This window comes from Sphingomonas sp. NBWT7, from assembly GCF_014217605.1.
In the GTDB taxonomy this organism is placed as follows: Bacteria; Pseudomonadota; Alphaproteobacteria; order Sphingomonadales; family Sphingomonadaceae; genus Sphingomonas.
Map to the genome: position 1 here is coordinate 1,665,270 of NZ_CP043639.1, position 25,312 is coordinate 1,690,581.

The 25,312-nt window shown below is 67.4% G+C and carries 23 protein-coding genes; 16 read left to right on the forward strand and 7 right to left on the reverse strand.

From position 1 onward, the window contains the following. Window positions 1-32 precede the first annotated feature (32 nt). From F1C10_RS08240 to acnA, 3 genes are all read left to right on the forward strand, one after another. Window positions 33-176: a hypothetical protein gene (locus tag F1C10_RS08240; RefSeq protein WP_185205333.1), complete on the forward strand. Its 144-nt coding sequence runs from the start codon at window positions 33-35 to the stop codon at window positions 174-176. Further along, window positions 169-1,518, forward strand: coding sequence for a putative O-glycosylation ligase, exosortase A system-associated (locus F1C10_RS08245; protein ID WP_185205335.1), 1,350 nt, complete (start codon window positions 169-171; stop codon window positions 1,516-1,518). The genes F1C10_RS08240 and F1C10_RS08245 overlap by 8 nt, the downstream gene beginning before the upstream one ends. A 230-nt stretch (window positions 1,519-1,748) precedes the next feature. Beyond that, window positions 1,749-4,436: an aconitate hydratase AcnA gene (gene acnA / locus F1C10_RS08250; protein WP_185205337.1), complete on the forward strand. Its 2,688-nt coding sequence runs from the start codon at window positions 1,749-1,751 to the stop codon at window positions 4,434-4,436. A gap of 549 nt (window positions 4,437-4,985) precedes the next feature. Here acnA and F1C10_RS08255 read toward each other — a convergent pair. Both F1C10_RS08255 and F1C10_RS08260 read right to left on the reverse strand, forming a co-directional pair. After that, window positions 4,986-5,426, reverse strand: a complete 441-nt coding sequence (locus tag F1C10_RS08255; RefSeq protein WP_185205339.1) for a CoA-binding protein — start codon at window positions 5,424-5,426, stop codon at window positions 4,986-4,988. Window positions 5,427-5,511: 85 nt separating this feature from the next. Then, a complete protein-coding gene (locus F1C10_RS08260; protein ID WP_185205341.1) occupies window positions 5,512-6,462 on the reverse strand; it encodes an Mrp/NBP35 family ATP-binding protein in 951 nt (316 codons plus the stop codon). A gap of 71 nt (window positions 6,463-6,533) precedes the next feature. On the opposite strand from F1C10_RS08260, the gene hflK reads away from it, so the two are divergent. The 7 genes from hflK to F1C10_RS08295 all read left to right on the forward strand — a co-directional run bounded on the left by hflK (window position 6,534) and on the right by F1C10_RS08295 (window position 13,876). Beyond that, the gene (gene hflK, locus F1C10_RS08265) at window positions 6,534-7,649 is read left to right on the forward strand and encodes a protease modulator HflK (RefSeq protein ID WP_185205343.1); all 1,116 of its coding nucleotides are present in this window, start codon (window positions 6,534-6,536) and stop codon (window positions 7,647-7,649) included. Next, on the forward strand, window positions 7,646-8,518 hold the full coding sequence (hflC, locus tag F1C10_RS08270) for a protease modulator HflC (RefSeq protein ID WP_185205344.1): 873 nt from the start codon (window positions 7,646-7,648) through the stop codon (window positions 8,516-8,518). The genes hflK and hflC overlap by 4 nt, the downstream gene beginning before the upstream one ends. 135 nt (window positions 8,519-8,653) lie before the next feature. After that, entirely contained in the window at window positions 8,654-10,189 is a 1,536-nt protein-coding gene (locus F1C10_RS08275; RefSeq protein ID WP_185205346.1) for a Do family serine endopeptidase, read from the forward strand. A gap of 125 nt (window positions 10,190-10,314) precedes the next feature. After that, window positions 10,315-11,931 (forward strand): helicase HerA-like domain-containing protein, encoded by a 1,617-nt coding sequence (locus F1C10_RS08280; protein ID WP_185205348.1) that lies wholly within the window; start codon window positions 10,315-10,317, stop codon window positions 11,929-11,931. 76 nt (window positions 11,932-12,007) lie between these two features. After that, complete coding sequence (locus F1C10_RS08285) at window positions 12,008-13,141, forward strand: nitronate monooxygenase family protein (RefSeq protein ID WP_185205350.1); 1,134 nt, start codon at window positions 12,008-12,010, stop codon at window positions 13,139-13,141. 406 nt (window positions 13,142-13,547) lie between these two features. Then, entirely contained in the window at window positions 13,548-13,709 is a 162-nt protein-coding gene (locus F1C10_RS08290; RefSeq protein ID WP_185205352.1) for a hypothetical protein, read from the forward strand. Next, on the forward strand, window positions 13,706-13,876 hold the full coding sequence (locus F1C10_RS08295) for a hypothetical protein (protein ID WP_185205354.1): 171 nt from the start codon (window positions 13,706-13,708) through the stop codon (window positions 13,874-13,876). The genes F1C10_RS08290 and F1C10_RS08295 overlap by 4 nt, the downstream gene beginning before the upstream one ends. On the opposite strand, the gene F1C10_RS08300 is transcribed toward F1C10_RS08295, so the two are convergent. From F1C10_RS08300 to F1C10_RS08310, 3 genes are all read right to left on the reverse strand, one after another. Beyond that, window positions 13,866-14,237, reverse strand: a complete 372-nt coding sequence (locus tag F1C10_RS08300) for a nuclear transport factor 2 family protein (protein ID WP_258042792.1) — start codon at window positions 14,235-14,237, stop codon at window positions 13,866-13,868. The two genes, F1C10_RS08295 and F1C10_RS08300, sit on opposite strands and share 11 nt — an antisense overlap. A 69-nt stretch (window positions 14,238-14,306) precedes the next feature. After that, complete coding sequence (locus tag F1C10_RS08305; RefSeq protein ID WP_258042793.1) at window positions 14,307-15,074, reverse strand: EAL domain-containing protein; 768 nt, start codon at window positions 15,072-15,074, stop codon at window positions 14,307-14,309. Between the two features lie 146 nt (window positions 15,075-15,220). Then, window positions 15,221-15,976, reverse strand: coding sequence for a molybdopterin-binding protein (locus F1C10_RS08310; RefSeq protein ID WP_185210150.1), 756 nt, complete (start codon window positions 15,974-15,976; stop codon window positions 15,221-15,223). Window positions 15,977-16,044: 68 nt separating this feature from the next. Between F1C10_RS08310 and map the strand changes: the two genes are divergently transcribed. The 5 genes from map to F1C10_RS08335 all read left to right on the forward strand — a co-directional run bounded on the left by map (window position 16,045) and on the right by F1C10_RS08335 (window position 22,272). Continuing rightward, window positions 16,045-16,872, forward strand: coding sequence for a type I methionyl aminopeptidase (gene map, locus F1C10_RS08315; protein ID WP_185205358.1), 828 nt, complete (start codon window positions 16,045-16,047; stop codon window positions 16,870-16,872). A 108-nt stretch (window positions 16,873-16,980) separates the two neighbouring features. Then, window positions 16,981-19,194 (forward strand): PQQ-dependent dehydrogenase, methanol/ethanol family, encoded by a 2,214-nt coding sequence (locus F1C10_RS08320; RefSeq protein ID WP_185205360.1) that lies wholly within the window; start codon window positions 16,981-16,983, stop codon window positions 19,192-19,194. Between the two features lie 216 nt (window positions 19,195-19,410). Next, window positions 19,411-19,749 carry a P-II family nitrogen regulator gene (locus F1C10_RS08325; protein WP_066777324.1) on the forward strand — a complete coding sequence of 113 codons (339 nt, stop codon included), beginning with the start codon at window positions 19,411-19,413 and terminating at the stop codon, window positions 19,747-19,749. 86 nt (window positions 19,750-19,835) lie between these two features. Beyond that, window positions 19,836-21,248, forward strand: a complete 1,413-nt coding sequence (gene glnA, locus F1C10_RS08330; protein ID WP_085808641.1) for a type I glutamate--ammonia ligase — start codon at window positions 19,836-19,838, stop codon at window positions 21,246-21,248. Between the two features lie 280 nt (window positions 21,249-21,528). Further along, entirely contained in the window at window positions 21,529-22,272 is a 744-nt protein-coding gene (locus tag F1C10_RS08335; RefSeq protein WP_185205362.1) for a hypothetical protein, read from the forward strand. A gap of 198 nt (window positions 22,273-22,470) precedes the next feature. Here F1C10_RS08335 and F1C10_RS08340 read toward each other — a convergent pair whose 3' ends face one another. Together F1C10_RS08340 and F1C10_RS08345 are read right to left on the reverse strand one after the other, a co-directional pair. Continuing rightward, window positions 22,471-23,205 carry a TorF family putative porin gene (locus F1C10_RS08340; RefSeq protein WP_258042795.1) on the reverse strand — a complete coding sequence of 245 codons (735 nt, stop codon included), beginning with the start codon at window positions 23,203-23,205 and terminating at the stop codon, window positions 22,471-22,473. Between the two features lie 19 nt (window positions 23,206-23,224). Further along, complete coding sequence (locus tag F1C10_RS08345; RefSeq protein WP_185205365.1) at window positions 23,225-23,653, reverse strand: hypothetical protein; 429 nt, start codon at window positions 23,651-23,653, stop codon at window positions 23,225-23,227. Window positions 23,654-23,937: 284 nt separating this feature from the next. Here F1C10_RS08345 and F1C10_RS08350 point away from each other — a divergent pair, with 284 nt between their 5' ends. Further along, window positions 23,938-25,245, forward strand: a complete 1,308-nt coding sequence (locus F1C10_RS08350) for a M20/M25/M40 family metallo-hydrolase (protein ID WP_185205367.1) — start codon at window positions 23,938-23,940, stop codon at window positions 25,243-25,245. The last annotated feature ends 67 nt before the right edge of the window (window positions 25,246-25,312 follow it).

The window sequence follows — 25,312 nt, forward strand, 5'->3', positions numbered from 1 at the left end:
TTCCCAGCAGACAGGCGAGCGCGCGGCCGGCCATGATCGACAATTTCGCCCTCGGGCTAAGCCACGGCCTGCTGCTGCTCGCCGCGTGGCTGTTGATGCGCCGCGATGATCTCCACGTCGAGCCGCGCGCCGACGATGCCGCCACGCCCGCCGGGGGGCATCGCCAGCGTGCGTGATCTCGCGTTCATCGGCTTTCTCGTCGCATTGTTCGGGCTCGGCTTCCGCCGCCCGTTCGTGTTCGTGCTGACCTATGTCTACATCGACATCGTCTCGCCGCAGCGGCTGACCTATTATCTGCTCAATTCGGTGCCGATCTCGCTCATCGCCGCGGGGCTCGCGGTGCTCGCCTGGGCGGTGGTCGACAACAAGGCCGATTCGCGCTTCGCCCCGCGGCAGGGCCTGATCCTGCTGCTGCTGATCTATTGCGGCATCACCACGCGCACCGCCGATTTTCCGGTCGAGGCGGCGGAGAAGTGGGAATGGGTGTGGAAGAACCTCGCCTTCGCGGTTTTTCTGCCGCTCACCCTGCGCACCAAGCTCCGGATCGAGGCGCTGCTGCTCTTCATGGTGCTGTCGGCGAGTTCGATCGTCATCGTCGGCGGGATCAAGACGCTCGCCTCGGGCGGCGGCTACGGCGAACTCAACCTGATGGTCTCGAACAATTCGGGGCTCTACGAAGGCTCGATCATCTCGGCGGTGGCGATCTCGCTGATCCCGATCGTCCTGTGGTTCGCGAAGAACGGCACGGTCTACGTCCCCGATTGGCGCGTGAAGCTGTTCTGTTTCGCGCTCGTCTTCGCCTGCCTGTTGATCCCGGTCGGTACCTCGGCACGCACCGGCCTCCTGTGCATAGGTCTCCTCGCCGTGCTGATGTTGCGCGAGGTGAAGCGCCGCATGTTCTACCTCGGGGGAATCGCGCTGCTCGGGCTCGTCGCGGTGCCCTTCCTCCCGTCGGCATTCAGCGAGCGGATGGGCACGATCAAGACGTACAAGGCGGACGAGAGCGCTTCGACGCGCCTCGCGGTGTGGCAGTGGACGTGGGACTATGCCAAGGATCATCCGTTCGGCGGCGGGTTCGAGGCGTACCGCCAGAACCGCATCCGCTACGATACCGTCCACGTCGCGGGCGAGGGTGCGAGCACCACCGTCAAGCGCAGCCTCACCGTCGACAAGAGCCGCGCCTATCACTCGAGCTATTTCGAGATGCTCGGTGAACAGGGCTATTTCGGTCTCGCGCTATGGCTGCTGATCAACGCGATCGGCGTGATCCGCATGGAGGTGCTGCGCCGGCGCTACCGCAGTGGCGATCTTGCGTGGGCGGGCAGCCTCGCCGGCGCGCTGCAGCACGCGCAGCTTATCTACCTGCTCGGCGGCGCGTTCGTCGGCATCGCCTTCCAGTCGTTCCTCTACATGCTGCTCGGCGCGCAGATCGGTCTCGATACCTATCTGAAGCGCCGCGCCAGCGAGACGTCGTGGCAACCGATGCGACGGCAGCGCCCGGTCCCCGCTACCGCCTAGGCGGCTGCTGCCACCGCCCCCTTGTTGCAAGCGGTTCGCGAAAAGCCGCGTGCGTCAAGCCTTTTGTCGCGCAGGTCCCGCTTCCCGCCTTCCCCCTTACTCTCCGCGCTGCTATCGCCCGCGCAAACGTCTCGCCTTCGCCCGTCCGGGCGCGCCCGCGCGAGGGGCCTTGCCGCCCCCGCCTCCCCGCCGCGCTCCTGGCTGGCCGCATCTTTGGGGAAAGGACCCGCATGACCGCCATCGGCCACGATACCTTGAACGCCCGTCGCACGCTCGACGCCGGCGGCAAGAGCTACGATTATTACGCGCTCGAGGTGGCGGCCGCCAAATACGGCGATATCTCGCGCTTGCCCTTCTCGATGAAGGTGCTGCTCGAGAACATGCTCCGCTTCGAGGACGGCAAGACCGTCACGCCCGAGGACGTGCAGGCGATCATCGACTGGCAGCAGGAGCGCCGTTCGGACCGCGAGATCCAGTATCGCCCCGCGCGCGTGCTGATGCAGGATTTCACGGGCGTGCCGTGCGTCGTCGATCTCGCCGCGATGCGCGACGCGATCACCAAGCTCGGCGGCGACGCGGCCAAGATCAATCCGCAGGTCCCCGTCCACCTCGTCATCGATCACTCGGTGATGGTCGACGAATTCGGCACGCCCAAGGCGTTCGAGGATAACGTCGATCTCGAATATGCGCGTAATTCGGAGCGTTACGAGTTCCTGAAGTGGGGCTCCAAGGCGCTCGACAACTTCAAGGTCGTGCCGCCGGGCACCGGCATCTGTCACCAGGTGAACCTCGAATATGTCGCAAACGCCGTCTGGTCGACGCCCGAGACGGGTGACCATGCGACGGGCGCCACCGCGATCGCCTATCCCGATACGCTCGTCGGCACCGACAGCCACACCACGATGGTCAACGGCCTCGGCGTGCTCGGCTGGGGCGTCGGCGGGATCGAGGCAGAGGCCGCGATGCTCGGGCAGCCGGTCTCGATGCTGATCCCCGAAGTCGTCGGCTTCAAGCTGACGGGCGCGCTGCGCGAGGGCATAACCGCCACCGATCTCGTCCTCACCGTCACGCAGATGCTGCGCGCCAAGGGCGTGGTCGGCCGCTTCGTCGAATTCTACGGCCCGGGCCTCGATCAGATGACGCTCGCCGACCGCGCGACGATCGCCAACATGGCGCCCGAATATGGCGCCACCTGCGGCTTCTTCCCGGTCGATGACAAGACGCTCGATTACATGCGTCTCACCGGCCGCCCGGACGAGGTGATCGCGCTGGTCGAGGCGTACAGCAAGGCGCAGGGCATGTGGCGCCACGCCGACGCGCCCGATCCCGTCTTCACCGACACACTCGAACTCGACATGGCAACCGTCGTGCCCTCGCTCGCCGGCCCCAAGCGCCCGCAGGACAAGGTCAGCCTCGACGCGGTGGACGAGGTGTTCAACAGCGATCTGTTCAAGGTCTACCACAAGGAACAGCCGCTGCGCGTGCCCGTCGAGGGCATGACGCACGACATCGGCGACGGCGACGTCGTGATCGCGGCGATCACCAGCTGCACCAACACGTCTAACCCGTCGGTGCTCGTCGCCGCCGGACTCGTCGCCCGCAAGGCACGCGAGAAGGGTCTGAACCGCAAGCCATGGGTCAAGACCTCGCTCGCGCCGGGCAGCCAAGTCGTCACCGACTATCTCAACAAGGCCGGCCTGACCGAGGATCTCGACGCGATCGGCTTCAACCTCGTCGGCTACGGCTGCACCACCTGCATCGGCAATTCGGGGCCGCTGGCGGCGCCGATCTCCGCCGCGATCAACGGCAACGATCTTGTCGCCGCCTCGGTGCTGTCGGGCAACCGCAACTTCGAGGGCCGCGTTTCGGCCGACGTGCGCGCGAACTTCCTCGCCTCGCCGCCGCTCGTCGTCGCCTATGCGCTGAAGGGCACGGTGACGCAGGACATCACCGAAACCCCGCTCGGCCAGGGATCGGACGGTCAGGACGTGTTCCTCAAGGACGTGTGGCCGACCAACCAGGAAGTCGCCGATGTGATGGCGGCGAACATCGACGACGGCATGTTCCGCGCGCGCTACGGCAACGTCTACGCCGGTGACGAGAAGTGGCGCGGGATCGAGGTCGAGGGGTCGGACACCTACACCTGGCGCGCCGGCTCCACCTATGTCGCCAACCCGCCCTATTTCGAGGGCATGGAGATGACGCCGAAGCCGATCACCGACATTATCGAGGCGAAGCCGCTCGCGATCCTCGGCGATTCGATCACCACCGATCACATCTCGCCCGCCGGTTCGATCAAGGCGGACAGCCCGGCCGGCACCTGGCTGCAGGAGCATCAGGTGTCGAAGCAGGACTTCAACAGCTACGGCGCGCGCCGCGGCCACCACGACGTGATGATGCGCGGCACCTTCGCCAACATCCGCATCAAGAACGAGATGGTGCCGGGGATCGAGGGCGGCATGTCGTCGTACAACGGCGAAGTGATGCCGATCTACGACGCTGCGATGCGCCACAAGGCGGACGGCACGCCGCTCGTCATCGTCGCGGGCAAGGAATATGGCACCGGCTCGTCGCGCGACTGGGCGGCGAAGGGCACCAACCTGCTCGGCGTGCGCGCGGTCATCACCGAGAGCTTCGAGCGTATCCACCGCTCGAACCTTGTCGGCATGGGCGTTCTCCCGCTCCAGTTCGCCGACGGCGTGACGCGGCAGACGCTGAAGCTCGACGGCAGCGAGGCCTTCACGATCGAGGGCGTCGCCAGCCTGCGCCCGCGCCAGACGGTGATGGTCAAGCTCACCCGCGCCGACGGCACGGTCGAGCAGATCGAGACGCGCTGCCGGATCGATACCGTCAATGAGCTCGAATACTTCCTCAACGGCGGCATCCTGCAGTACGTCCTGCGCAATCTCGCCGCCTGACGATCCCTGCCGCCCCGGTGCCTCACGTGCCGGGGCGGCAGCCCGTTTGCGACGTACCGCAGCACAACCTGCCTATCCGCTGACTGAATGTTCCGGTGTTCCCGGCGTATCGTTTGTAAGACTCTGCGAGCATGACGGGACGCAGTCAGCTACTGATCTTCGCACCTGACGGTATCTGCTATCCCGGCACTTCGCGCATCTAGGCAGCGATCACCCACCTGCATCGAGCCGCGCTACGCGGCGAGCGCCCCACCGCCCAACCGCCCCCGGTTCCGGCGCGTTTATCTGAAGATTGCTCATCGCCGCGGTCGGCGGCTGGCCGCAGTCGTACGGTCGACGATCGTCCGCTCAGTCGGCGATGTGTCAGGGCATAGCGACGCGACAAGACCATTGCGCGACAATCACCGATTAGCGACGAACCAAACGCTCACGCGAGGCAGCTTCCGGGGTCAATTAAGAAATAACGCCCAACGTCGTGGCTTACCTAGCTAGCAGCGCACCTTCATCATTCGCCGTACTCAGGCTAGCAATTGCACAGCGCCCGCCTGCCTAGCCGTTGTCATCAGCGATCGGCGCGACGCCGAACCGCGGGATATCCATCGCCGGGCAGCGATCCATTACCACCTTGAGCCCCGCCGCCTCCGCGCGCGCCGCTGCCGCGGGATTGACGACGCCGAGCTGCATCCACACTGATTTCGCGCCCGCCGCGATCGCCGCGTCGACTGCCTCGCCGGCCGCTTCCGATCGGCGGAAGATATCGACCATGTCGATCGGCTCGCCGATCTGCCCGAGATCGCCGAACACATATTCGCCGTGGATATGTTCGCCGGGGATCTGTGGGTTGACCGGGATCACGCGATAGCCGTGCGCCTGCAGCGTCCGCATCACGCCGTAGCTCGGCCGATCCGGGCGGTCCGACGCGCCGACCAGCGCGATCGTCCGCGTCTCCTCAAGCAGCGCCTTGATATCGGCGTCGGCGGTCAGCGGCATCGGTGCGTCCCCCAGCAACTGGTCATTTACGAAACTGGTCCGCTCGTGCCGCCGACTGAACGCGCGGGGCACGACCGGTCGCCCATCAACGCGCTGTTCCCGCTTCGGTTTCCAGCCAGTCGGCGACACGGCGGGCAATTGGGCGGAAGGTCGCATCCGCCGGATCGGCCGCCGGCGGCGTCCCCGCGTCGGACGCGGTACGGATGCCGATCGCCAGCGGCACGCGCCCCAGGAACGGTACCCCAAGGTCGCGCGCCGCCGCCTCCGCGCCACCCTGGCCGAACGGATCGGACACCTCGCCGCAGTGCGGACAGGCATAGCCCGCCATGTTCTCGACCAGCCCGATGATCGGCACGCCCGCCTTGTTGAACAGGTCGATCGCGCGCGTCGCGTCGATCAGCGCCAGGTCCTGCGGCGTCGACACGATCACCGCCCCCGCGGGCCTATGCTTCTGGATCATCGTCAGCTGCACGTCGCCCGTTCCCGGCGGCAGATCAATCACCAGCGTGTCGGTGACGCCCCAGTCGGCATCAACCAATTGCCCCAGTGCGCCCGCCGTCATCGGGCCCCGCCACGCGATCGCCTTGCCCGGCTCGATCAGCTGCCCCATCGACAGCATCGGCACGCCGTAGCGCGTCGCGACCGGCAGCAGCACCTTGTCGCGCGCCTCGGGCCGCGTGCCTTCCGCCGCCATCAGCCGCGGCTGCGACGGGCCGTATATGTCGGCATCGACCAGCCCTACGCGGCGTCCTAGGTGGCTCAGCGCGATCGCGAGGTTCGCCGCCAGCGTCGATTTGCCGACGCCGCCCTTGCCGCTCGCCACCGCGATGATGTGGCGATTGGGTCGCTCCGCCGTCACCACGATCCGCGCCGCCGGCCCCGCCGCCATGCGCACCGCCGCCTCCATCGCGTCGCGCGCGGTCGCGTCGAGCCCGGTCGCGTCGACCACCACGCCGATCCGCTCGCCCTCGATCCGCACCGTCGCGCGGTTCCCGGCGACCGCCGCCACCGCCTGCTTCACGTCCATCTCGTCCATGCTCGGGGCGATACGCGGCTTCCGCCCGGCTTGGCACTGTTTTTCGCGGGGGCAGCTCCTATAAAGGAAGCATGACCTTTCTGCCGCCGTGGCTGCGCCGACCGCCGATATTGATGAGCGAGACACCCAGGGGCCCATGGGGCGGCGGCGGCGACGATGGCGGCGCGAAGGACAATGGTGCGCGCAACCCGTGGGCGGTGCCGCCCGGCGGCCGCAAGAGCACGGCGAAGCCGACCGCGCTCGACGAATTCCTGAAGCGTGCACGCGGCGGCGGTTCCGGCGGCGGCGGCAGCGGCGGCCCGCAGTTCCCGCTCGGCGCCAATGCGCGCAACCTGTGGCTGATCGGTGTCGGCGTGATCGTCGCGGTGTGGCTGATCTTCACCTCCTTCCACCAGATCGGCCCGCAGCAGCGCGGCGTCGTCACCTTCCTCGGCCGTTATTCGGGCGAGCTCGATCCCGGCATCCGCCTCACCCTTCCCGCCCCGCTCGTTTCGGTGCAGAAGGTCGACGTCGAGGCCGTGCGCGTCGACGAATTCCCGCGCGACGGCAGCGAGAACGTGCTGACCGGCGATCAGAACATCCTCGATCTCGCCTATACGGTACGCTGGCGGGTCGAGAATCCGCGCGATTTCGTGTTCGAGATCAAGGATCCGGTCGAAACCGTCCGCGCTACCGCGGAAAGCGCCATGCGCGCGGTCCTCGCCACCACCACGCTCAACGACGCGATCGGCGCCGGCCGCACCACGATCGAGGCGCGCGTGACGCAGCTGATGCAGCAGATCCTCAACGATTACGAAGCCGGCGTGCGCGTCCAGGGCGTCTCGATCCGGCAGGCGAGCGCCCCTGCCAGCCTGATCGACGATTTCAACGCCGTCACCGCCGCGCAGCAGGAAGCGGTTGGCAATCTCAACAATGCGCGCAGCTATTCGCAGCAGGTGATCGCGCGTGCGCAGGGTGAGGCCGCGGCGTTCGACAAGGTGTACGAACAGTATCGCCTCGCCCCCGAAGTCACCCGCCGCCGCATGTATTACGAGACGATGGAGGCCGTGCTGGCCAAGACCGACAAGACGATCGTCGAAACGCCCGGCGTCGCCCCGATCCTGCCGCTCGATCGCGCGCGCCGGTTGACGGAGCCGCAGACCGCCGCGCCGGCGACGCCTGCCCCCACCCCGGAGGCCGGCCGATGAACCCGGTGATGCGCAATCCCGTCACGATCGGCTTCGCCGCGCTCGGCGCCGCGATCCTCGCCGCGGCGACCTTCGCGATCGTGCCCGAGACGAAGCAGGCGGTGGTGCTCCGGCTCAACAACCCGGTGGGCCAGCCGGTCAACCAGTATCAGCCCGGCCAGGTCATCGGCCGCACCGGCGCGGGCCTCATCGCGCGCATCCCGTTCATCGACAAGATCGTGTGGGTCGACAAGCGCGTGCTCGATGCCGATCTCGACAACACGCTGGTGCTGTCGACCGATCAGCTGCGCCTCAACGTCGACGCTTTCGCGCGCTTCCGCATCGTCGATCCGCTGCGCGCCGTCACCTCGACGGGCAGCACGTCGAATACCGAGGAGCGCGTCGCCGATCAGCTGCGCCCGCTGCTCGGCACCGCGCTGCGCAACGAACTCGGCAAGGTGCCCTTTTCCGTGCTGCTCAGCCCGGAACGTGGCCGGGTGATGGACGCGATTCAGGCGTCGCTTCAGCGCGACGCGCGGCAATATGGCGCGACGATCGTCGACGTGCGGATCAAGCACGCCGATCTCCCTGACGGCAGCCCGCTCGAAAGCGCATTGCAGCGCATGCGCACCGCGCGCCAGCAGGAAGCGAACACGATCCGCGCGCAAGGGCAGAAGCAGGCGCAGATCGTCCGCGCGGAAGCCGACGCCACCGCTGCCAAGGTCTATGCCGAGGCGTTCAGCAAGGACGCGCAATTCTACGATTTCTACCGGGCGATGCAGTCGTACCGGCACACGTTCGGCGCCGATGGCGGGCCGCAGCCGGAAGGCTCGACCAGCATCATCATGGGCCGCGACAATGCCTATCTGGAGAAATTCAACAATCGATGATGCTTGCCGGGATCCGCGCACGGCGGCTGTCGGTTCGTTCATATTCAATCGCCGTTCATCGACTTGGCGCCATCTAGACCCGGTTCGGCTCGATATCTTTCTCTGGTCCGAACAAACGAGAGGAACATGACGATCGTGCGTTACGCATACGCGCTGACTGGCGCTCTACTTCTCGGCGGCACCGCCGCCTCGCTCGCGCTGCAGAACCCCGCCAGCGCGCAATCGGCGCAGAACGAGCCCGGCTCGATGCAGGCCGCCGCGCCCCGCGCCGGCGCGCCGATGAGCTTCGCCGACATGGTGTCGAAGCTGCAACCGGCGGTCGTCAACATCTCGACCGATCAGAAGGTCACCGTGTCGCAGCCGGCCAATCCGTTCGCGGGTACGCCGTTCGCCGATCTGTTCGGCCAGTTCGGCAACCGCGGTGGTGCGCAGGGCGGCGCCCCCGTGACGCGTGAGGCGCAGTCGCTCGGCTCGGGCTTCATCATCTCGCCCGACGGCTATGTTGTCACCAACAACCACGTCGTCGCGCCGGGCAACCGGCAGGCGACGGTGGAGGCGATCCGCGTCACGCTGCCCGATCGCAAGGAATATGTCGCGAAGCTCGTCGGCCGCGATGCCGCGTCCGATCTCGCGCTGCTCAAGATCGATGCACCCGGCGCGCTGCCGTACGTCAAGTTCGGCGATTCGGCGGGCGCGCGCGTCGGCGACTGGGTCGTCGCGATCGGCAACCCGTTCGGCCTCGGCGGCACCGTCACGGCGGGCATCGTTTCGGCCGTGCATCGCGTCACCGGCCAGGGCGGCGCGAACGATCGCTTCATCCAGACCGACGCGTCGATCAATCAGGGCAATTCGGGCGGCCCGATGTTCAACCTGCGCGGCGAGGTGATCGGCATCAACAGCCAAATCTTTTCGCAGTCGGGCGGCAACATCGGCATCGGCTTCGCGATCCCGGCGGAGGACGCCAAGCCGATCATCGACACGCTGATGAAGGGCAAGGCGGTGCAGCGCGGCTATGTCGGCGTCAGCATCCAGCCGCTCTCGGACGATCTCGCCGCCGCGGTCGGCCTGCCGAAGAATTCGGGCGAGATCATCGCGCGTGCCGAGCCGGGCGGTCCCGCCGCCAAGGCCGGCCTGCGCGCCGGTGACGTCGTGACGAAGGTCAACGGCAAGCAGGTGACGCCCGATACGACGCTGTCGTATCTCATTGCCAACGTGCCCCCGGGCCAGCAGGCGCGGCTCGACGTGATCCGTGACGGCAAGCCGACCACCGTCACCGTGACGACCGCGGTGCGTCCGGCGGAGGAGCAGCTCGCGCAGCAGCTCGGCAACGACGACAGCTTCTCGGAAGACGATTCGAACGCGCCTGCCGCGCCGGCGTCGAACGGGATCGGCGTGACGGTGCAGCCGCTCACCCCGGCGATCGCGCGCCAGATCGGCGTCGATTCGACCGTCCAGGGCGTCGTCATCGGCGCGGTTGATCCGACCAGCGACGCCGGGCAGAAGCTGCGCCGCGGCGACGTGATCGTCTCGGTCAATTCGGTGCCGGCGCGCACCGCGGCGGATGTCGCGCGCGGCGTCGCGGCAGCGAAGGCGGCGAACCGGCCGCAGGTGCTGCTGTCGGTCGTCCGCGGCCGCAATCCTGCGGCGTTCATCGCGGTCAAGATCAAGTAACCTTCCGCCGATCGGCAAAAGAAAAGGGCCTCGCGCATGAAGCGCGGGGCCCTTTTCGCATGCGCACACGCATCTTCCGGGCGGGCCCTGCCCCCGCTATCGTCGCGTCCGAACGGAGGACCGGCATGGCTGACAGCATCTTCATCGGCGCGAGCGACGGCGGCGCCAATCCACAGCTGCTGAACCTCAAACGCGCCAACCGCCACGGCCTGATCGCGGGCGCCACCGGCACCGGTAAGACGGTGACGGTGCAGGGCATTATCGAGGGCTTCTCCGCCGCCGGTGTCGCGTGCTTCGTCGCCGACGTGAAGGGCGATCTCTCCGGCCTCGCGATGGCCGGATCGCCGCAAGCAAAGAACCACGCGGCCTTCGCCGAGCGCGCCGCGGCGATCGGCGACACCGACTGGGCCTATGCCGACATGCCGGTGCAGTTCTGGGATCTCTACGGCGAACAGGGCCACCCCGTCCGCACCACCGTGTCCGAGATGGGTCCGCTGATGCTCGCCCGCCTGCTCGGCCTTAACGACGTGCAGGAAGGCGTCCTCACCATCGCCTTCCACGTCGCCGATCAGGACGGGCTGCTGCTGCTCGATCTCGACGATCTCCAGGCGATCCTCGCGCATTGCGCCGGGCGCGCGCAGGAACTGACCGTCACCTTCGGCAACGTATCCAAACAGTCGATCGGTGCGATCCAGCGCGCACTGCTCCAGCTGCGCAGCCAGGGCGGCGAGCATTTCTTCGGCGAGCCCGCGCTCGACCTCGCCGACTTCCTACGCACCGACGATCGCGGCCGCGGCATCGTCAACATCCTCGCCGCCGACAAGCTGATGGCGTCACCCAAGCTCTACGCCACCTTCCTGCTCTGGCTGCTCTCCGAACTGTTCGAGACGCTGCCCGAGATCGGCGATCCCGATCGCCCGAAATTGTGCTTCTTCTTCGACGAGGCGCATCTGCTCTTCAACGACGCACCCGAGGCGCTGAGCAAGAAGATCGAGCAGGTCGTCCGCCTGATCCGCTCGAAGGGCGTCGGCGTCTATTTCATCACCCAGAACCCGATCGACATTCCCGACACCGTCGCCGGCCAGCTGAACAACCGTATCCAGCACAAGCTCAACGCCTTCACCCCGCGCGATCAGGCCGCGGTGCGCAGCGCGGCGCAGACGTTCCGCGCCAACCCGGGGATCGACGTCGCCGCCGCGATCACCGAGTTGCGCATCGGCGAGGCGCTCGTCTCGCTGCTCCAGCCCGATGGCTCGCCCTCACCGGTCGAGCGCACGCTGATCCGCCCGCCGCGCAGCCGCGTCGGCCCGATCACGCCGGCGGAACGCGCGCTGCTGGTCGAGACCGACGCGATCGGCGCCAAATACGATACGCTGGTCGATCGCGAGTCGGCGGAGGAGCTGCTCGCCGCCAAGACCGCCGAGGCCGCTGCCGCCGCCGCGCAGACACGCGCCGCCGACGATGCCGAGAAGGCCGCGGCGGTGCAGGCCAAGGATGAGGCGCGCGCCGCCAAAGAGGCCGAACGCGCGCGCATCGCCGAGGAGAAAGCCGCCGCCAACTCGCCGTGGAACAAGGCGATCACCTCCGCCACGCGCGCCGCCAGTTCGTCGATCGGGCGGCAGGTCGCGAATGAAATCGGGAAGCAGGTGTTCGGCAGCAGCCGGCGCGGCGGCAGCAAGGCATCGGGCGGGATGGTCGGGTCACTGCTGCGCGGCGTCCTCGGCGGGCTGTTCCGCGGCTAGGCCGCTCGCCGTATCCCCTTCCCTTTCCCGCCGCGCCGCGCGACAACGCCGGCAAACGATAGCGGGAGAGGCCAGGATGAAGTCACCGATCTGCGCGATGCTAGGGATCGATTTCCCGCTGCTCGCCTTCAGCCACTGCCGCGACGTCGTCGCGGCGGTCAGCCGCGCGGGTGGCTTCGGCGTGCTCGGCGCCACCGGCCACACGCTCGAAAGCCTCGAGACCGAACTCGCGTGGATCGATGCGCACGTCGACGGCAAGCCCTACGGCCTCGATGTGCTGATTCCCGAGAACCTCGCCACTGGCGGCGCAAAGGGCCTTACCCGCGCCTCGATCCTCGACAAGGTGCCGGCGCAGCACCGCGCCTTCGTCGGCGATCTTGCCGAGAAGCACGGTTTCACGATGCCCGAGGAACGTGCAGATTCCGCCGCCCCCGCCCCCTTCGATCCCAATCTCGCGCTCGCGATGCTCGACGTCGCCTTCCGCCACCCGATCAAGCTTATCGCCAACGCACTCGGCGTCCCGCCGCAGGCGATGATCGACATGGGCCGCGCGCGCGGCGTGCCCGTCGCCGCGCTCGTCGGGGCGAAGGAACACGCTATCCGCCAGGTCGATGCCGGCGTCGACATCCTCGTCGTGCAAGGCGGCGAAGCCGGGGGCCACTGCGGCGAGGTTTCCACCATTGTTCTCGTCCCCGAGGTGATCCGCGCGCTCGAAGCGCATGGCAAGCGCGTGCCGATCCTTGCCGCGGGCGGAATCATGACGGGGGTGCAGATGGCCGGCGCGATGGCGATGGGCGCGGACGGCGTGTGGACCGGCTCGGTGTGGCTCGCCACACCCGAGAGCGAATGTTCCGACGTGTTCCGCGAGAAGATGGTCGCCGCCACCTCGCGCGATACCGTCCGTTCGAAGAGCCGTACCGGCAAGCCGTCGCGCCAGCTACGCTCGGCATGGACCGACGCGTGGGAGGGCCCCGCCTCCCCCGGCCCGCTGCCGATGCCGTACCAGAGCCTGATCAGCGAGCCCGCAATCCGCGCCTGCGACCTTGCCGCGCAGAAGGGCGATCCCGCCGCGCGCGAGATGGTGACCTATTTCGTCGGCCAAGGCGTCGGCCTCGTCGATCAGGTCCGCCCCGCGGGCCAGGTGGTGCAGGATTTCAAGATCGAGTTCGCCGAAGCGATCGAGCGGATCACCGGGCTCGTCGCCGATTGAGCCAAGCGGCGCCGCACCACGCCGACGCGAACCGGGGCGGGCGAGACCTGATCCGATTTGCGATGAACGGGGCATCCCACGCCTCTTTCGTCTCGCTCACTCATAGGGAGCCGGCCTACACGCCGCGCTACCAGCCAATCGATATCACGGGGCACGCCCGCCAATCGATACCGGTTTTTCATATGGTCGCTCGCCCTGTGAGCAGCGACCTACGCGCTCTTCACGCCTCGTTCGCAGCTGACGCCCGACGGATCCCCGATCACACTGAAAGACCGGCGTTCGTCACCACCTTCGCCGGCGCCACGCTGTCTGCCGCCGTGCTCGCTGCGCGTGATGGAGCCGGCATGGGCTGCGGCGCGTGCGACTGTTGGGGACGGTGATCCCGTTCCTCACCGATATGCGTTGAATGCTCGCCTCGCCGAACTACCTTACGTTCGAGCCTGGACTATTCCTCATCGCTCGCCACCTCGGCCGCACCGGCAGGCTCGCCCGTCGCGCCGCCGCCGCCGCCGCCAAGTCGCGCCACCGCGCAATCGGCGCCACCGCAACCGACAGCTACGCTGGATGATCAACGAGCGCGCCGACTATGTCGTCGCCGACCCAACCGCGCCGGCGCGAAACTGGAAGGTCGATCTCGTCGCTCGCCTCGCTGCGCACTCCGCGGCCCAGACCTGCGCGCGACCGGAGACAACCGGCGCGCCGATCGCGCCGGTCGCCCGCTGCGTCACGCCTTGACCGCGACCACCGGCGGCACCGTCTGCTGGTGCTGCACCACGCGCCACACGTCGTGCTCCAGCCGCCGCATCGTCGTCGTGCAATAGGCGGTGTACGCCTTGTCGTCGCGCTTCGCCTCCGCCTTGTAGGCGATCGCGATCAGCCCTTCCTGCGGCCGCATCACCTGTTGCTCACTGAACGCCACTTCGGTCCAGCGCGGTGTATCCGCCACCGCCTCGATCGCCTGTGCGCCCGTCAGCACGAACGGCTGTTCGGGCAGCACCATCACGCATTCGTCGTCGATCAGCTCGCGATAGTGATCGGCGTCGCCCACCCACAGGCTTTCCTCGAACGCCCACAGCCGTTGGTCTTCCACACGCATTCTCCTCGTCTCGCGAGCAAGAGCGCGGTCGCGCGGCGATCGTTCCCGCGGCGGGCGGGATGAAACGTCTCAGGCGCGCAGCATGACCGGCACATCATCGGGCAGAACGTGCGCCGGCAACACGCGAAAACCGGGTCGCGCCAGCAGATAGCCCTGCATGTAGCGCACGCCCAACGCGCGTAGCGTCCGGTATTCCGCCACCGTCTCAATCCCCTCGGCGACGACGGTAATGTTCATCCGCGCGAACATCTCCACCAGCCCCTCGACGATCATGCGCCGCGGCAGGCTGGCGTCGATGTTGCGCACCAATTCCATGTCTAGCTTGATGATGTCGGTCTGCAGCCGCGCGAGCAGCGACAGGCCGGCATGGCCAGCGCCAAAATCGTCGAGCGCGGTGGCGAACCCCATCCGGCGATAGGTGTCGATGATCGTCGCGACGTGCGCAGTATCGGCCATCTCCTCGTTCTCGGTAAACTCGAAGATCAGCCGATCGGTCGGAAAGCCGACCGCCGCCGCGGTCTTCAGCGTCAGCTGGATGCACGCCACCGGCGAATAGACTGCATTCGGCAGGAAATTGATCGACAGTCGCGCGTCGGTCTCGACGATCCCCGCCGCCACCGCCTGCGTGATCGCGGCGATGCGGCACTGCTGGTCGAAGGCATAGCGGTTCTCCGCGGTCACCCCCGCCAGCACATGGCCCGCGCCCTCGCCGTTCGGCCCCCGCACCAGCGCCTCATACGCCCAGGCGCGCCCGGTCTCGACGTCGACGATCGGCTGGAACGCCATCGCCAGCTCGAACGACGTGCCCGCCTGTCGGCACCCGCTGCATCCACTCATCGCTCGATCTCCATCGATTAAGCTATGAAAATGAATAGCTAAGGCTTCGTTTACCGATGCGGATTCGACCCACAGGATCCGGCCGTTCCGGCGGACAGCCGCCGATCATTCGCGCGCCCCGACCGGCGCAGCGCCCGTACCTCGAGTCAGATCCCCCCGGCCGCCACCCGATGCCCGGCCGCCTCGAGGGCCGCGGTCAGATCCGCGATGCACGCGTCGACCGCCGCCTCGTCGGGCGATCGGACGACGAAATTGGCACCCGTCCGCCCCTCGCGGAAGAACGGATAGCTGCCGATCGCGACGCCCGCGTGCGCCTTCTCGGTCTGCCGCAACAGGTCGGCGACCTCGCTCTCCGCCACCCAGCAGCCGATCTGCTTGCTCACCACCGGCCGCCCGCCTTCCAGCGTGCCGGTCAGCGCGTCGAGCATGCCCGCGGTGATGTGCGGCACGCCCGCCATGATGAACACGTTCTCGATCCGGATGCCCGGCGCACCCGACATCTTGTTCTCGATCAGCCCGGCGCCCTCGGGCACGCGCGCCATGCGCAGCCGCGCCTCGGTCGCCCCGCCGCGCGTCGCGTAATAGCGTTCGAGCACCGCCACTGCGGTCGGGTGATGGACCACGCCGACGCCCAGCGCCGCGGCGATCGCGTCCACCGTGATGTCGTCGTGCGTTGGCCCGATCCCGCCGGTGGTGAAGAGATAGTCGTTGCGCGCCCGCAGCGTGTTCACCGCCTCCACGATCGCGCCCTCCACGTCGGGTACCACGCGCACTTCGACCAGCCGGATGCCTTGGACGTTGAGCCATTGCGCGATCTGCGCGATGTTCTTGTCCTGCGTGCGGCCCGACAGGATCTCGTCGCCAATCACGACGAGCGCGGCGGTCCAGATGCGTTCGCCCATTGCCTCGGTCTCCATCGCCTGCGGGCATAGCCTCGCAAATCGCCGCTCGTCACGCTATATCGGCGGGCATGACCGATTACGTCACCGTCACCAGCGACGCACCGCTCGGGCGCACCGGCGCCATCAAGCTCCACGGCCCCGATGCCTTTGCCGGGATGCACGCCGCCGGCCGGCTTGCCGCCGAAACGCTCGACATGATCGCACCGCGCATGGTGCCCGGCGTGACGACGGCGGAGATCGACCGGCTGATCTATGATTTCGTGCTCGCCAACGGCGGCGTCCCCGCGACGCTTGGCTATCGTGGCTATACGCACAGCAGCTGCATCTCGATCAACCACGTCGTGTGCCATGGGATCCCGAGCGAGAAGACGCTGAAATCGGGCGATATCGTCAACGTCGATGTCACGCCGATCGTCGATGGGTGGCACGGCGATTCGTCGCGCATGTACCTCATCGGCGACGTGCCGCTGAAGGCACGCCGGCTGGTCGACGTCACCTACGAATGCCTGATGATCGGCATCGAACATGCCCGGCCCGGCGCGCATCTGGGCGACGTCGCGCACGCGATCCAGCGCCATGCCGAGGCGCATCGCTACGGCGTGGTGCGCGATTTCTGCGGCCATGGCCTCGGCCGGCTGTTTCACGATGCGCCCGAGGTCGTCCACGTCGGCCGCCCGGGCACGGGTCCCGAGCTCAAACCCGGCATGATCTTCACGATCGAACCGATGATCAACATCGGCCGCCCGGACGTGAAGCTGCTCGACGATGGCTGGACGGCGGTGACGCGCGATCGCTCGCTTTCGGCGCAGTTCGAACACTCGATCGGCATCACCGAGGATGGCTGCGAAGTCTTCACCACCTCGCCCGCTGGGATGCACAAGCCGCCCTACGCCTGATCCGCGCCGCTGCGCCGCATATGTCGGCGCGCGCACCCCCTTCCCTTCCGCGCCAACCTGCGTCAGTCTCTCCGCCCGAGGCTCCGGCACAGGGGCGGGGAGAGGGAAATGCAGCTTCGATACGCGCTGGCCGCGGCACTGGCGCTCACGTCGTGCAACACGGCGGCCACCAACGATACCGCCGCCGCCGATCGCAGCGGCACTACCGGCGCCGGCCGCGTGAACGCCGCCCTGCTCACCAGCGGCGGCGACGGCCGCGACTGGGCGATGACGGGGTATAATTACCAGGAACAGCGCTACTCGCCGCTGACGCAGATCAACGCCGGCAACGTCGGCCAGCTCGGCCTTGCCTGGTATGCCGACATGCCCGACGCGCGCGGCCAAGAAGCCACCCCGATCGTCATCGATGGCAAGCTGTTCGTCACCGGGCCGTGGTCGAAGGTGTTCGCCTACGACGCAGGCACCGGGCAGAAGCTCTGGGAATTCGATCCCGGCGTGAACAAGGAAAAGGGCGTCCAGGCGTGCTGCGACGTCGTCAACCGCGGTGTCGCGGCGTGGAAGGGGCGGCTCTACCTCGGCACGATCGACGGCCGGCTGATCGCGCTCGATGCCGCGACGGGCAAGCAGGACTGGTCGATCCAGACCACCGACAATTCGAAGCCCTACACAATCACCGGCGCGCCGCGCGTGGTGAAGGACATGGTGATGATCGGCAACGGCGGCGCCGAGTTCGGCGTGCGCGGCTACGTCACCGCCTATGATGCCGCGACAGGCGCGAAGAAGTGGCGCTTCTACACCGTCCCCAACCCCACCGGCGCGAAGGACGGCGAGGCGAGCGACGCGGCGATGGCCAAGGTCGCCCCCACCTGGTCGAAGAACGGCCAGTGGAAGCAATCGGGCGGCGGCGGCACCGTGTGGGATTCGATCGTCTACGATGCCGAACTCGACCAGCTCTATCTCGGCGTCGGCAACGGCTCGCCTTGGAACCACGGGCTGCGCAGCGAGGGTCAGGGCGACAACCTCTTCCTCTCGTCGATCGTCGCGCTGAAGCCCGACACCGGCCAATACGTCTGGCATTATCAGGAAACGCCCGGCGAGACGTGGGACTTCACTGCGACGCAACCGATCAACCTCGCCACGCTCATCATCGGCGGGCAGCAGCGGCGCGTGCTGATGCAGGCGCCCAAGAACGGTTTCTTCTACGTCGTCGATCGCACCAACGGAAAGCTCGTCAACGCCGGCCAGTTCATCCCCGGCGTCAACTGGGCGACGGGCTATGACATGAAGACCGGCCGCCCGATCGAGAATCCCGCCTCGCGCTTCTACAAGACGGGCAAGCCGTTCGTCGCGGTGCCGAGCGCGATTGCCGCGCACAATTGGCAGCCGATGAGCTTCAATCCCAAGGCCGGGCTCGCCTATATTCCGGCGCAGATCGTCGGCTCGGCGTATCTCAACCCGTCGTCGCCGCTCGATGCCGCGAAGCCGATCGGCTTCAACGTCGGCCAGGATCTCGGCAATGCGATGTATCCGCGCGATCCCGCGGCGGTGAAGGCCGCGATCGCCGGCGCCACCGGGCGGCTGGTGGCGTGGGATCCCGTCGCCAACAAGGCGCGCTGGACGGTCGATTATCCGACGCCGTGGAACGGCGGCACGATGACCACCGCGGGCAACCTCGTCTTCCAGGGTACGGCATTGGGCGAATTGCGCGCCTACACCGCCGATACCGGCAAGCAGGTGTTCTCCTACCCCGTCGGCACCGGCATCATGGCGGGCGCGTCGACCTTCATGATCGGCAACGAACAATATGTCGCGGTGCTCGCCGGGCGCGGCGGCGCGCTGCCGCTGTCGATCGGCTATGCGATCGGCAAGGCGCGCGACGTGCCCAACGTGCCGCGCCTGCTCGTCTTCAAGCTCGGCGGCACCGTCCAGCTGCCCGGCACGCAGCCGCAGGATTCGACCCCCGTCACCCTCCCCGCCAACACCGCGACGCCGCAGCAGGTGGCGCAAGGCCAGGCGCTGTTCGGCCGCTACTGCCAAGTCTGTCACGGCGCCAGCGCCGGCGGCGGCGGCGTGCTGCCCAACCTTCAGCGTTCGGGCACGCTGGCGGATGCCGATACGTGGAAGGCGATCCTGATCGACGGGATGCTCAAGGACAAGGGCATGGTCAGCTTCGCGCGCGTGCTCACGCCCGAGCAAGCGCAGCTCATCCGCCTCTACGTGATCGACGAGGCGCATTGGGCGCAGAAGAACCTCGCCAGTACCAAAACGGTCGCCCCCGCCCCGGCGGCACAGAAGTCACCCGTGCCGACCGGCGTCCGCTGAAACCCCCGCACCCCCTAGTATGCTCGGGGGGTGCTCTTGGGCGCGCGGGGTATGCCCTTTTGCTATGCATCCGGCGTGGCAGTGCCCGATTGTTAGGCACTCGTTAACCCGCCGCGCCGGCGAGTCTCCACCTTGCCTCGCGCGCGCGCGGCTGGCACGTTCGATGCAAGCCACAGATGTCGGGGCGAGGGTTCTAACCAGGGTGGGCGTTGCCGCGTGAAGAAGATCGAAGCGATCATCAAGCCGTTCAAGCTCGATGAAGTGAAGGAAGCGCTCCACGAAGTCGGCGTGTCGGGCATCACCGTCACCGAGGCGAAGGGGTTCGGCCGCCAGAAGGGCCATACCGAGCTCTATCGCGGCGCCGAATATGTCGTCGATTTCCTCCCCAAGGTGAAGCTCGAGGTCGTCGTCGAGGACGGCCTCGTCGATCGCGTCGTGGAGGCGATCGCGCAGGCGGCGCAGACCGGCCGGATCGGCGACGGCAAGATCTTCGTCATCCCGGTCGAGACCGCGCTGCGCATCCGCACCGGCGAGCGTAACGACGACGCGATCTGATCCACCGCCGGGTGCTCCCCAGCCGCCCCGTCATCACGACCGCCGATCGTTCAGTCGGCGGCGTAACCGCAAGGAAGAGAATAGACATGGCCACCACCGCCAACGACATCATCAAGAAGATCAAGGACGAGGAGATCGAGTGGGTCGACCTGCGCTTCACCGATCCCAAGGGTAAGTGGCAGCACCTAACCATGGTCTCGTCGGTGATGGGCGAGGACGAGTGGACCGACGGCCTCATGTTCGACGGCTCGTCGATCGAGGGCTGGAAGGCGATCAACGAGAGCGACATGATCCTCAAGCCGGATCTCGACGCCGTCTACACCGATCCCTTCTCGGCCACCCCGATGCTGATCGTGTTCTGCGACATCGTCGAGCCGTCGACCGGCGAGGGCTATGCCCGCGATCCGCGCACCACCGCGAAGCGCGCCGAGGCATACGTCAAGTCGACCGGGATCGGTGACACGGTCTACGTCGGCCCCGAAGCCGAATTCTTCATGTTCGACGACGTGCGCTTCGACACGTCGTACAACCAGTCGTACTTCAAGATCGACGATATCGAGCTGCCGACCAACACCGGCCGCGAATATGAGGGCGGCAACCTCGCGCACCGTCCGCGCGCCAAGGGCGGCTATTTCCCCGTCGCGCCGGTCGACAGCGCGGTCGACATCCGCGGCGAGATGGTCACCACCATGCTCGAAATGGGCCTGCCGTGCGACAAGCACCACCACGAGGTCGCCGCCGCGCAGCACGAGCTCGGCCTCACCTTCGGCACGCTGACCACCACCGCCGATCGCATGCAGATCTACAAGTATGTCGTGCACCAGGTCGCGCATGCCTATGGCAAGTCGGCGACCTTTATGCCCAAGCCGATCAAGGAGGATAACGGCTCGGGCATGCACACCCACTTCTCGATCTGGGAAGGCAAGACGCCGCTGTTCGCCGGCAACGGCTATGCCGGCCTCTCCGAGACGTGCCTCTATTTCATCGGCGGCATCATCAAGCATGCCAAGGCGATCAACGCCTTCACCAACCCCACTACCAACAGCTACAAGCGGCTGGTGCCGGGCTATGAGGCGCCGGTGCTGCTCGCCTATTCGGCGCGCAACCGCTCGGCCTCGTGCCGCATCCCCTACGGCACCGGCCCGAAGTCGAAGCGCGTCGAGGTGCGTTTCCCCGATGCGATGGCGAACCCGTACCTCGCCTATGCCGCGCTGCTGATGGCCGGCCTCGACGGCATCCAGAACCGCATCCATCCCGGCGAGGCGATGGACAAGAACCTCTACGATCTGCCCCCGGCCGAACTCGCCGAGGTCCCCACCGTCTGCGCCAGCCTGCGCGAGGCGCTGGAAAGCCTGCTCGCCGACCACGATTTCCTGCTGAAGGGCGACGTGTTCACCAAGGACCAGATCGAGGCCTATGTCGAACTCAAGTGGGCCGAAGTCGCCCGCTGGGAAATGACGCCAAGCCCAGTCGAATACGACATGTACTACAGCGCGTGAGCGGCATGCGGGTAGCGCAAGCGACCCGCACGACCGCGAACGCCGGCCGACCCCGCTACAGCGAGGATCGACGACGCGGCTTCGCCGCGGTGTGGTTTAAGAGAAAGGCGTCCGGTGAAAGCCGGGCGCCTCCTCTTCATCACGATGCGCGCAAGCCGAGTCCTGCGCCAAAGCCCGCCTCTTGCCCGATCGGTACAGACTTCTCACGCAAAGCGTCCTCTTACGCCCAATTGCGGACTTTCGACGATGTGCTAGCGAATCAAAAACGGGGATTCTATTCATGCGCGTCCACCCTCCCAAGCCTTTGCACGGCTGGCGCGAGTTCTTCGGGGAGGTAGGGATTATCGTCATGGGCGTCCTCATCGCCTTGGGCGCTGAGCAAGTAGTGGAGAACTTTCACTGGCAGGATAAGGCGAATTATGCTCGTGAAGCCTTAAGATCGGAACTGCAAGACGCCTACTTCCAAGCAGCCGAGCGGATAGAAGTGACGCCGTGTTTAATCACGCAAATCGAACAGCTGCAAAGTCGGGTTCTTTCGTCGACCGACCGCCTGAACAAGGCGCCGGTATTCCCCAGTAGATTTGGTCCAATCACCTTCCGGCATCCTGTCAGACCTTGGACCGATACTATCTGGCAAAGTGTTCTAACGGAGCAAGTGACATCACATCTTGCACCAGCCGAAAGAGAAAATCTCTCCTCCGCTTATCGTTCTCTTGCTCAATTGCGAGCAGCAAATGAGAAAGAGAATGAACAGGAAGGCGCGTTTCAAATGCTCGCATCAGCAATTCCGCTCGACGCTAGTTTACGCGCACACCTCCTTGAGACACTCGCGAATGAGCGGTGGCGAGCGCAGTATATGAACTTGGTCGCCGGTCAAATCAGCATCCGTATCAAAAAAATCGATGGAAGCATTGGAAGTGGCAAAGGCTATTCCGACTGGCGACGCGCCATGGCTGGGCCTGACACAACCGCAACTTGGTGTCGCGCTCAACGCTTACCATTGTCCATGCAGCACTCAGCGTAGGCCGCGCCCTATAATCGCTGTGTGGCAGCTTTCCTCCCAATACGGCCACCCCGAGCGCCACTCCTCGCTGTTGGCGAAGCCAGTATCAACCGCACGCATGATCGATCCGCTTCGCCGCGGGCGTCCCGCAGCCCAACCGCTCGAAACTGCGTCGGCGCCGGGGTCAGCCGAAACAGCAGCCCCCGCCCCGCACAGATTCTAAAACGTCACCGCCACCCGCGCCGTCACTTTGTCGCCCACGTGCCGCGCCCCCGCGAACCGTGACGCCACCAGCCGGTCGCGCGCGATGTCGGTGCCGGTATAGACAACGCCGATCGTCAGCGGCCCGGTGATATGGTCGACGCCGAGCGACCAGTCGGCGTAGCTGCCCCCCGGCCGCAGCCGCGCTGCGCGGCGCGGATCGTCGACCGAGCCCGACGAGTGGCCGACGCCGCCGTGCAGCGTGAACGGCGTCGCCGGCACCCCGACCCGCGCGCGTGCGCCGACCCACAGATTGTCGCCGCCGATCGCCGCCTGATCGGGGGCGTAACGCGCGTCGACGCCGATCTCCGCCGGCCCCAGCAGGTAGCTCGCACCCAGCCCGCCCTCGACGTAATCGAGCCGCTCGGCCGCGCCGACGAACAGATGCCCCGTCACGAACCCGTCGAGCCGCAGCCCGCTGCCGATGTCGCCACCGAAGCCGCTCGTCACGTCCGCCACCGCGTCCGCCCCGCCGTGGCGCGGGTCGCCGCGCGTGCCGGTGAGGCGCACGCCAAGGTCGAACCCTGCCGGCAGCCCCGCGCGCACGCTCGCCGCGGGTGCAAGGTCTCCGTCGCTCCAGCTGATCCCGCGCCGCCGCTCGTCGGTCGATGCCTCGACGCTCGCGCCGAGCGACACCTGTCCCGTCGCCGCCATCGGCACCGCCGCCGCGATCGTCGCGGCGGCGGCTACCAATATATTTGCAACCTGCATCTCAGCCGCACGCCGGCGCGTGAACGCGATCTAGCTCGAGCGCGAGCGCGCCGCGATCCTCCGCCGCGACCGCCAGCAGATGCTCGCGCATCTCGCTGCTGCGCATCGCCACCTCCTGCGCGATCGCGCCGCGCTGCGTGTCGCACCAGCCCGGGCGCGTGCCGCTGATCGGCGTCTCGCTGGCGATCGCGCGCTTCAGCACGTGGCCCGCGCTGCTGCGCGCCTCGCGCTCTACGGTGAGTTTCGCGGTCCACGCGCAGCGCAGCGTCGCGGGGCGGCCGGGTGCGCCCGCCGCGCCGATCTGGCGATGCGCGAGCGCGGCGTCGCTGCGATAGGTCACCTCGACGCGGTGGCCGCCGTGGTCGATCTCGACGCGGTGGTGATCGATCATCGGGGTGCCGAGCAGCAGCCCGGCGAAGAAGATGGACATGGTTTGCCTCCTGCAGGGCGGCCGGCTTTTGCGCCAGCTCGCCGGTACCGCGCAGGACGGGCGCGGCACCACGTCAACCGATGGCAGACCGCGTGCGTTCAACGCAATCGGCAAGGCAACGATTTCTAACAATCGCGCCATCTTGTCCGCACCCGCGCGGCCCGCCGGGGCCGCACCCCAGCCGCGCCGCCAATCGCCATCCCGGCCCACCGCCGCACCCGCTGGCCACCCCCGCTGGCCACCCCCGCTGGCCGCCGCAACGATCGGCTGATAGCCTCGCGCGCATGCACCGCCTCCTGCTCTTCGCCGTTCCGCTCGCACTCGCTGCCACCCCGGCCCCCGCCGCCCCCACCGCCGCGCAGGCGAAGATGCGGGCCGCGATCGCCGCAGAGGTGCCGCGGCACGAGGCGCTGCTCGAGAAGCTCGTCCGTCAGAACTCCGGCAGCCTCAACCTCGCCGGGGTCAAGGCGGTGGGCGAGATGATGCGCACCGAGCTCGAACCGCTCGGCTTCCGGGTCGAATGGGTCGACATGGCGGCAACGGGCCGTGCCGGTCACATCGTCGCGACGCACACTGGCAACGGCCGTGGCCAGCGCGTGCTGATGATCAGCCATCTCGATACCGTGTTCGAGCCCGACAGCGGCTTCACCGGCTGGTCGCGCGAGGGCAGCAAGGTCACCGGCCCCGGCGTGGGCGATGACAAGGGCGGGCTCGTCGTCATCGTCGCCGCGCTGCGCGCGATGCAGGCTGCTGGTACGCTCAAGGGTGCCGACATCAAGGTCGTCCTCACCGGCGACGAGGAGAAGACCGGCACGCCGCTCGGCGCCGCGCGCCGCGATCTCGTCGAAGCCGGCAAATGGGCCGACGTCGCGCTCGAATACGAAAATGTCGCGACCGACGCGGGCCGCGAACTCGCCACCACGGCGCGGCGCAGCTCGACCAATTGGGAGATCGTCGCCACCGGCCGCACCGGCCATTCGAGCGGCATCTTCAACGCCTCGCTCGGCTATGGCGCAACGTACGAAATGGCGCGCATCCTCGACGAGTTCCGCCGCACGCTGCCCGAGCCAAACCTCACCTTCAACGTCGGGGTGCTCGTCGGCGGCACCCCCGCCGCGCTCGACGACGTTGGCGTCAAGGGCCGCGCGGAGGGCAAGACCAACGTCATCCCCGCCAGATCCGTCGCGCGCGGCGACCTGCGCAGCCTGACGCCCGAGCAGGACGCACGCGTCCAGGCGGCGATGACGGCAATCGTCGCCAAGCATTTGCCCGGCACCGATGCGTCGATCCGCTTCTTCGAGGGCTATCCCTCGATGCCCCCCACCGCCGCCAACCGCGCGCTGATGGCCGAGCTAAACGCCGTCAACCGAGAGCTCGGCCTGCCCGAGATGGCGGAGATGGATCCGGCGAAGCGCGGCGCCGCGGATTCGAGCTTCGTCGCCGCCGATGCGGTCACGATGGGCGGGCTCGGCGCGGCGGGCGGCGGCGCGCACGCGGTCGGCGAATGGGTCGATCTCGCCAGCCTGTCGCGCCAGGCGCTGCGTAACGCCGCGCTCGTCTCGCGCCTCACCGCAACCGCCCGCCGCAAATAACCGCTCTCGCGGCGTGCGCGCCGCAACGATGCGCCACCAGCCTCGTTCAGCAATCCGAAAGGATTGC